Source organism: Globicatella sanguinis NBRC 15551 (assembly GCF_001552295.1).
Classification (GTDB): domain Bacteria; phylum Bacillota; class Bacilli; order Lactobacillales; family Aerococcaceae; genus Globicatella; species Globicatella sanguinis.
The window spans coordinates 1-7,174 of the sequence record NZ_BCQX01000113.1; the positions used below are offsets into that span (position 1 = coordinate 1).

Below are 7,174 nucleotides of genomic sequence, written 5' to 3' on the forward strand. Positions count from 1 at the left end.
CTATCCAAGTTTTATAAATACAAATTGTGAAGGCATACGAAGGATTCATCAATTAACTAGGAATGAAGTTGAGCAATATTTAAATGAAATTAATTTAAAAGGTTTAAAACCTAGTACTGTAACTGGACGAATATCTACTTTGGAAGTTTTTTTCTCTACACTTCAAAGGTTTGATTGGAAGGAATCGCCTTCCAAAATCCTTATTTTTCGAGAAGATTATCCTAAAGTGCCGAAGGCACAACCACGTTATATAGATGAATATGTCCTTGAACAATTAAATGTGAAATTAGATAAATTGGAACCTTATATGGCTGCAATGGTTATGGTACTTCAAGAATGCGGAATGCGTATCGGTGAACTTTGTACATTAAAAAAAGGGAGTGTCATAACAGATAAAGAAGGCGATTGCTTTTTAAAGTATTATCAGTGGAAAATGAAGACAGACATACCATTCCTATTTCTAAAGAAATTGCTGCATTAATATTAGTTCAAGAACAAAGAGTGGCTGATGAACTTGAGGATGGATGTGTATATGTATTTCCACGGAAAGATGGTTCTCCATTGAAGCAGGATACCTTTAGAGTTAAATTAAATAAATTAGCTTATGAAGAAAAGATAACGGACAATAAAGGAGAAATTTTCCGATTTCATGCTCATGCCTTTCGGCATACAGTTGGCACTAGAATGATAAACAACGGAGTGCCACAGCATATTGTTCAAAAATTCTTAGGGCATGAATCACCAGAAATGACTGCAAGATATGCCCATATTTTTGATGAAACTCTCAAGAAAGAGTTCATAAAATTCAAGGAAACTTTGGTGACGAATAACGGGAGCATTCTGGATTTAACTGAAGAAAATACTGAAGCTGACAATACAGATCTTCAATGGTTTAAAAAGAATATCAATGCACAAGCACTTCCTAATGGCTATTGTCGTTTACCAGTAATTGCGGGACCGTGTCCTCACGCAAATGCTTGTTTAGATTGTACTAACTTCTGTACAAGTAAACAATTTCTAAATGAACATGAAGAGCACTTAGACCGAATTAAAGAAATATTAAATAGCGCTAAACAGAACCAATGGCAGCGTCAGGTTGAAACTAACGAACGTGTTAAAAATAGATTAGAGCAGATTATTCATTCCTTAAAGGAGACGAATTAAGATGACAAGAAAGAGTAACACAACTGCTATAATTCAACTTTCAAAAGAGAAGTCGGAGAAAACAAGAATTAGAGTTGAAAAGACCATATCAGAGATGGCAATTAAAAAAGAGAAAATTAACTTTAATTCTGTTTCTGAAAAAGCAAATGTTTCAAAGTCATGGCTTTACAAAAATATAGACATTAGAACTAGAATTGAGACATTAAGAGGGATGCAAATAAGTGAATTAGTTCCCCGTAAACAAAGTAAAAGCCCTCGTTCAGAGGAAGTATTAATAAAGACATTAAAAAGCCGTATAAAGGCATTAGAGAACGAAAATAAGCAATTAAAAGATCAAGTTGAAAAATTACATGGCAAGTTGTTCTAGCCATATTGTGAATCCAATTATTTTCTATTCAAGTATTCACTTGACAAATAACTTCAAAAGAGTATACTGTAATCAAGTGGTCACTTAAATGAGAATGGGGGTGAGAAAATGAATGAGAAGGATACTTGTGAGATTTATTGTTATGACGAAGAAAAGGTAACTCGAATACAAGACGAATTACAAACAGTTGATATCTCCAGTGTTGCCCAATTATTTAAAGCAGTTGCGGCAGAAAACAGGGCGAAAATTACCTTTGCCTTGTTAAAAGGTGAAGAGTTATGTGTTTGTGATATAGCAAATATTATTGGTGTCACGATTGCAAATGCTTCCCACCATTTACGCACACTCCATACGCAAGGGGTTGTTAAGTTTAGAAAAGAAGGAAGATTAGCATTTTATTCGCTGGATGATGACCATGTTGAGCAGTTATTTGTTAATGCATTAGCACATAAGAAAGAAGGGAAAGTAAATGTCTGAACATTTAGTCAAATTATCTGAACAAGAAATGAAAACCTATCGCGTTCAAGGATTTACTTGCGCAAATTGTGCGGGGAAATTTGAAAATAATGTCAAAAAACTTCCAGGGGTTAAGGATGCAAAAGTAAATTTTGGTGCGTCTAAGATCTCTGTTTACGGAGATACAACGACTAAAGAACTAGAAAAAGCTGGTGCGTTCGAGAATCTCAAAATAGCTCCTGAAAAGTCTATACGCAATGTTTCGCAAGAGGTGACTGAAGATACGGAAGAAGAGAAAGTTCCATTTTATGAAAAGTATAGTACATTGCTTTATTCAACTTTGTTTCTTGCTTTCGGTTTTTTCTCTCAGTTTGTAAATGGAGAAGAGAATCTTCTTACAACCTTATTGTTTTTGACATCAATGTTGGTTGGTGGATTGTCACTGTTTAAAGTAGGTTTACAAAACTTACTCCGCTTAGAATTTGACATGAAAACCCTTATGACAGTGGCTGTTATAGGTGGAGCCATTATTGGTGAATGGGGAGAAGTTGCTCTTGTTGTCATTCTCTTTGCTCTCAGTGAAGAACTTGAACGGTTCTCCATGGATAAAGCAAGAAATTCGATTCGTTCTCTAATGGGTATTGCTCCTAAAGAAGCACTCGTTAGACGTAATGAGCAAGAAATAATGATTCATGTCGATGATATTGCTGTTGGGGATATCATGATTGTAAAACCTGGTGAAAAGATTGCGATGGATGGTGTAGTCGTAAATGGCTATTCCGCAGTAAACCAGGCAGCGATTACAGGCGAATCAGTCCCTGTTGGGAAAACAGTTGATGATGAGGTATTTGCAGGTACTTTAAACGAAGAAGGATTACTCGAAGTAAAAATAACAAAACTTGTAGAAGATACAACAATTTCTAAAATTATTCATCTTGTAGAGGAAGCACAAGGAGAACGCGCTCCAGCGCAAGCATTTGTAGACAAATTCGCGAAATATTATACACCGATCATTATGATCATTGCAGCATTAGTTGTTGTAGTCCCTCCTTTACTCTTTGGTGGCAGTTGGGAAACATGGATCTATCAAGGATTAGCTGTTCTTGTTGTTGGTTGTCCATGTGCATTGGTGATTTCTACACCGATTTCGATTGTTTCGGCGATTGGGAATGCTGCGAAAAAAGGTGTTCTTATTAAAGGTGGAGTGTATTTAGAAGAAATGGGTGCCTTAAAGGCAATCGCATTTGATAAAACAGGTACATTAACAAAAGGTGTTCCCGTTGTAACTGATTTTAATATATTGAATAATCAAACGAATAGAGAAGAATTATTGGCAATCATTACTGCATTAGAATATCGTTCCCAGCATCCACTTGCTTCAGCAATCATGAAAAAAGCAGAAGAAGAAAACATTTCATATTCTGATGTACTTGTTGAGGATTTCTCCTCTATTACAGGTAAGGGGATAAAGGGTATTGTAAATGGGACGATTTATTATATCGGTAGCCCGAAACTATTTAAAGAATTATTGACTATAGATTTCGATAAAGACTTTGAGAAAAATGTGACAGCTCTTCAAAATCAAGGCAAAACAGCCATGATTATTGGAACTGAAAAAGAAATACTAGGAGTTATTGCAGTTGCTGATGAAGTTCGTGAATCAAGTAAGGAAATTATTCAAAAGTTACATCAACTCGGAATTAAAAATACGATTATGCTTACAGGTGATAACCAAGGAACTGCGAATGCAATAGGCAGTCATGTTGGGGTATCTGATATCCGAGCTGATCTAATGCCTCAAGACAAATTAGACTATATAAAACAATTAAAGTCCGAGTACGGAAACGTAGCCATGGTCGGTGATGGTGTCAATGATGCTCCTGCGTTAGCAGCTTCTACAGTTGGAATCGCAATGGGTGGAGCTGGCACAGACACAGCCTTGGAAACGGCAGATGTCGCTTTAATGGGAGACGATTTAAGAAAACTTCCATTCACTGTAAAACTTAGCCGAAAAGCCCTTAATATTATCAAAGCTAATATTACTTTTGCCATTGCTATTAAATTTATTGCCTTATTATTAGTCATTCCAGGTTGGCTAACGCTCTGGATTGCCATCCTTTCCGATATGGGTGCAACCCTCATAGTGGCACTAAATGGTTTGCGACTAATGAGAGTAAAAGAATAAAAATTATGTTTAAATAAGAAAGGGATAACATTTGTTATCCCTTTAAAATTTGAATAAATTTCTTTTTCGTCACTTTTTCGTCATATTTTCGATTTGGTGTGTATACGTTGAATCCATGTAGTTAAAGTAAAAGGCTTGATTTTATAGTGTTTTTTATACATTACTATTGATATGACCTAGAGCCAAGTCAGGCAGATATTAATGTTACGAGAAAACTAGTAGAAGTAGGAAAGATAATGGGAATTGAGCTGCTTGACAACATTGTGTAAGGAGATGATGAATTTGTTTCACTCAATGAAAAAGGATACATCTACTTACTGGGTGTATGATGCAATTTGTTATAGAGAGAGTATTTTTACGATATTTGGAAAAGTTAGTTTCGATTAGGCATATCAAACAATGTTGTTCCAATCATTACAATCATTCTTAGTATGAGTATAAAAAATCTCAAGAATAGTTTTCACTTTTCTTGAGATTTCCTTATCGATTGGTTATTAAATTCTATGATATTACCAAAAGTGGCTTTTGGCACTTTAGGTTTTGATATTATCTGGTTAATGGTTGCTGCGTTTGTCTTAACTTCAGCAATGTCAGAAACAAATTTAGGTAAGCGAGTAGCGTTGACACTCGTCACTAAATTCGGAAAAAGCAAAATTAGAACCTTAGCCGTTTTTGTTATTGTGAATTTTTTATTAGCGTTTTTTGTACCGTCCACTACCGCAAGAGCTTCTTTAATTGTACCGATTGCTTTAGTATTACTAGAAGTCTATCAAGCTCTACCGGGTGAATCCAAATATGGAAAACTAATGATGTTACAAGGTGTTCATAATAATGCTTTTGCTACCTCAATGGTTATGACTGCAACCTCTGCTCAAGTCATTGCGGTAGGGTTTATCAACGAACAAGCAGGTGGAAATATTGGTTATATGGACTGGTTATTAGGTTCGATTCCTCAGGCGCTATTAACGGCCATTTTCATGTTTATAATTGGTTCAAAATTATTTAACATCGCGGATAATAGTGGTGAGGATGCCAATCAAATTGTTCAAGAAAAACTTAAAACAGAATTGAATCATTTAGGGAAATTTTCTTCGGCAGAAAAACGAGTCGGAATTATCTTTTTAATCACATTAATCTTATGGGCAACAGGTGATTTTCAAGAGAGTTGGTTTGGTTTTGAAATTTCAACTGAACAAACGGCAGTATTGAGTATGTTATTGTGTTTATTACCTAAAGTTGGCGTATTAACTTGGAAACAAGCTAAAATCAAATGGGATTTAATGATCTTTTCTGCTGGTGCTTATGCAGTGGGGAATGCTTTTAATGATTCAGGTGGTGCTAGCTGGTTAATCGAACATCTAGTCGATGCGATTGGTTTAGACAAATTGAATCATGGTTTAGTAGCTGTAATTTTGATTTTCATTACTGTATTTAGTCATCTATTATTTACCAGTAAAACGGTTAGAACCACTATTTTAATTCCTGCTATTATCACCATCGCAACCACTTTAGGAATGGATCCAGTATCGTTAGCTTTAGCATGTTCATTTGGTATTGCTTCAACGATTACATTACCGCCTCATTCAAAAGTCAATACCTTATATTTTGGTACAGGATATTTTTCAGTACTAGATGAGCTTAAATTTGGTTTAGTGGGATGTTTTGTAAATGCCAGTGTGATTTCAATTGTCTATTTTACATGGCTACAATTGATTATACATTAATTGAGAAAGTTGGTTGATAACATGAAAAAGAAAGTAATCGTCGCCATTGCTGATGGTTTAGGTGATCGTCCGGTAAAAGAATTGAACTACTTATCACCCTTACAGTTTGCCAACACACCTCATTTAGATGAAATTGCTAAAATGGGAAAAAGTGGCTTAATGGATCCGATTAGTCCAGGCATTGCTGTTGGAACGGATATGGGACATTTAATTTTATTTGGACATGACCATCAATTATATCCAGGAAGAGGTCCAATTGAAGCGGCGGGTGTTGGTTTAGATCTCAAAGAAGGAGATATTGCTTTAAGATGTAATTTTGCTACAGTGGATGATACAGGAATTGTCATCGACCGTAGAGCAGACAGAATTAGAGTAGGGACATCAAAACTCGTTGAGGCGATCAATCATACTGTTATTAAGGGCGTAGAATTTATTTTAAAAGAAGCCACGGAGCATCGTGCCGTTTTAATCATGAGAGGAGAAGGGTTATCGGATCAAATTAGTGATTCAGACCCTAAAGCGCCCAATGATGGCTCCCCGTATAAAGAAGTATTACCACTTGATGATTCGGTACAAGCCCAAAAAACAGCAACAGTATTGAATGAATATTTTAAAGTGGTTTATGAAAAATGGAAAAATCATTCTGTTAATTTGAAAAGAATTGAAGATAACAAGTTGCCTGCTAATTTTTTAATTACACGTGGAGCAGGTAAAATGACGAATATTCCTCAATTAGGTAAAGAGATGGGATTTACTTGTAAGGTAATTGCTGGAGAAGATACGGTCCTAGGTGTCGCTAAAATGACGGGCTACCATAATGAAACGGATGAATCTTTTACAGGCAGCGTCGATACGAATTATCCATTAAAAGCCCAAAAAGCCTTGCAAGCCATTGAAGACTTTGATCTTGTTTATGTCCATTTTAAGGCTACTGATTTAATGGGGCATGATAATGATCCACTAGGTAAAGTCGTAGCGATTGAAAAGTATGATGAAATGGTAGGGATGCTTAAAAATAATCTACCTGAAAACACCCTATTAGCACTCTGTGCAGATCACTCCACTCCATGTGAGAAAGGGGAGCATTCAGGAGAGCCAGTGCCAATTGCGATATATGGTCCAGGCATTTTCAGTGATGAGGTAACGCAATATGATGAAGTGAGCTGTGGAAGAGGTATTTTAAATCGATTAACAGGAAATCAATTTGTCTGGACACTCTTTGATTATTTAGAGGTTGTGCCTAAACAAGGGAATTAATAGGGAGTGGGCAAGAAGTAG

At 35.8% G+C, this 7,174-nt stretch carries 5 protein-coding genes and 2 pseudogenes; all 7 read left to right on the forward strand.

Features of this window, described 5'->3' with window-relative positions:
* A pseudogene (locus tag GSA01S_RS08535) lies at window positions 1-1,164 on the forward strand (tyrosine-type recombinase/integrase); the annotation flags it as partial.
* Between the two features lies 1 nt (window position 1,165).
* On the forward strand, window positions 1,166-1,531 hold the full coding sequence (locus GSA01S_RS08540; RefSeq protein WP_066126646.1) for a DUF6262 family protein: 366 nt from the start codon (window positions 1,166-1,168) through the stop codon (window positions 1,529-1,531).
* 108 nt (window positions 1,532-1,639) lie between these two features.
* Window positions 1,640-2,008 (forward strand): ArsR/SmtB family transcription factor, encoded by a 369-nt coding sequence (locus GSA01S_RS08545; protein WP_066126648.1) that lies wholly within the window; start codon window positions 1,640-1,642, stop codon window positions 2,006-2,008.
* Window positions 2,001-4,172, forward strand: coding sequence for a heavy metal translocating P-type ATPase (locus GSA01S_RS08550; RefSeq protein WP_066126649.1), 2,172 nt, complete (start codon window positions 2,001-2,003; stop codon window positions 4,170-4,172). Before GSA01S_RS08545 ends, GSA01S_RS08550 begins: the two co-directional genes overlap by 8 nt.
* 185 nt (window positions 4,173-4,357) lie before the next feature.
* Window positions 4,358-4,441: pseudogene (locus tag GSA01S_RS10560) on the forward strand (JAB domain-containing protein); the annotation flags it as partial.
* A 234-nt stretch (window positions 4,442-4,675) separates the two neighbouring features.
* Window positions 4,676-5,896 (forward strand): SLC13 family permease, encoded by a 1,221-nt coding sequence (locus GSA01S_RS08555; protein WP_066126651.1) that lies wholly within the window; start codon window positions 4,676-4,678, stop codon window positions 5,894-5,896.
* A 21-nt stretch (window positions 5,897-5,917) separates the two neighbouring features.
* Window positions 5,918-7,153, forward strand: a complete 1,236-nt coding sequence (gene apgM, locus GSA01S_RS08560) for a 2,3-bisphosphoglycerate-independent phosphoglycerate mutase (protein WP_066126653.1) — start codon at window positions 5,918-5,920, stop codon at window positions 7,151-7,153.
* Window positions 7,154-7,174: the final 21 nt, after the last annotated feature.

Coding starts and splice junctions, on each gene's coding strand:
- GSA01S_RS08545 (WP_066126648.1), top strand. CDS start 1,640: ATGAATGAGAAGGATACTTGTGAGATTTATTGTTATGACGAAGAAAAG.
- apgM (WP_066126653.1), top strand. CDS start 5,918: ATGAAAAAGAAAGTAATCGTCGCCATTGCTGATGGTTTAGGTGATCGT.
- GSA01S_RS08540 (WP_066126646.1), top strand. CDS start 1,166: ATGACAAGAAAGAGTAACACAACTGCTATAATTCAACTTTCAAAAGAG.
- GSA01S_RS08550 (WP_066126649.1), top strand. CDS start 2,001: ATGTCTGAACATTTAGTCAAATTATCTGAACAAGAAATGAAAACCTAT.
- GSA01S_RS08555 (WP_066126651.1), top strand. CDS start 4,676: ATGATATTACCAAAAGTGGCTTTTGGCACTTTAGGTTTTGATATTATC.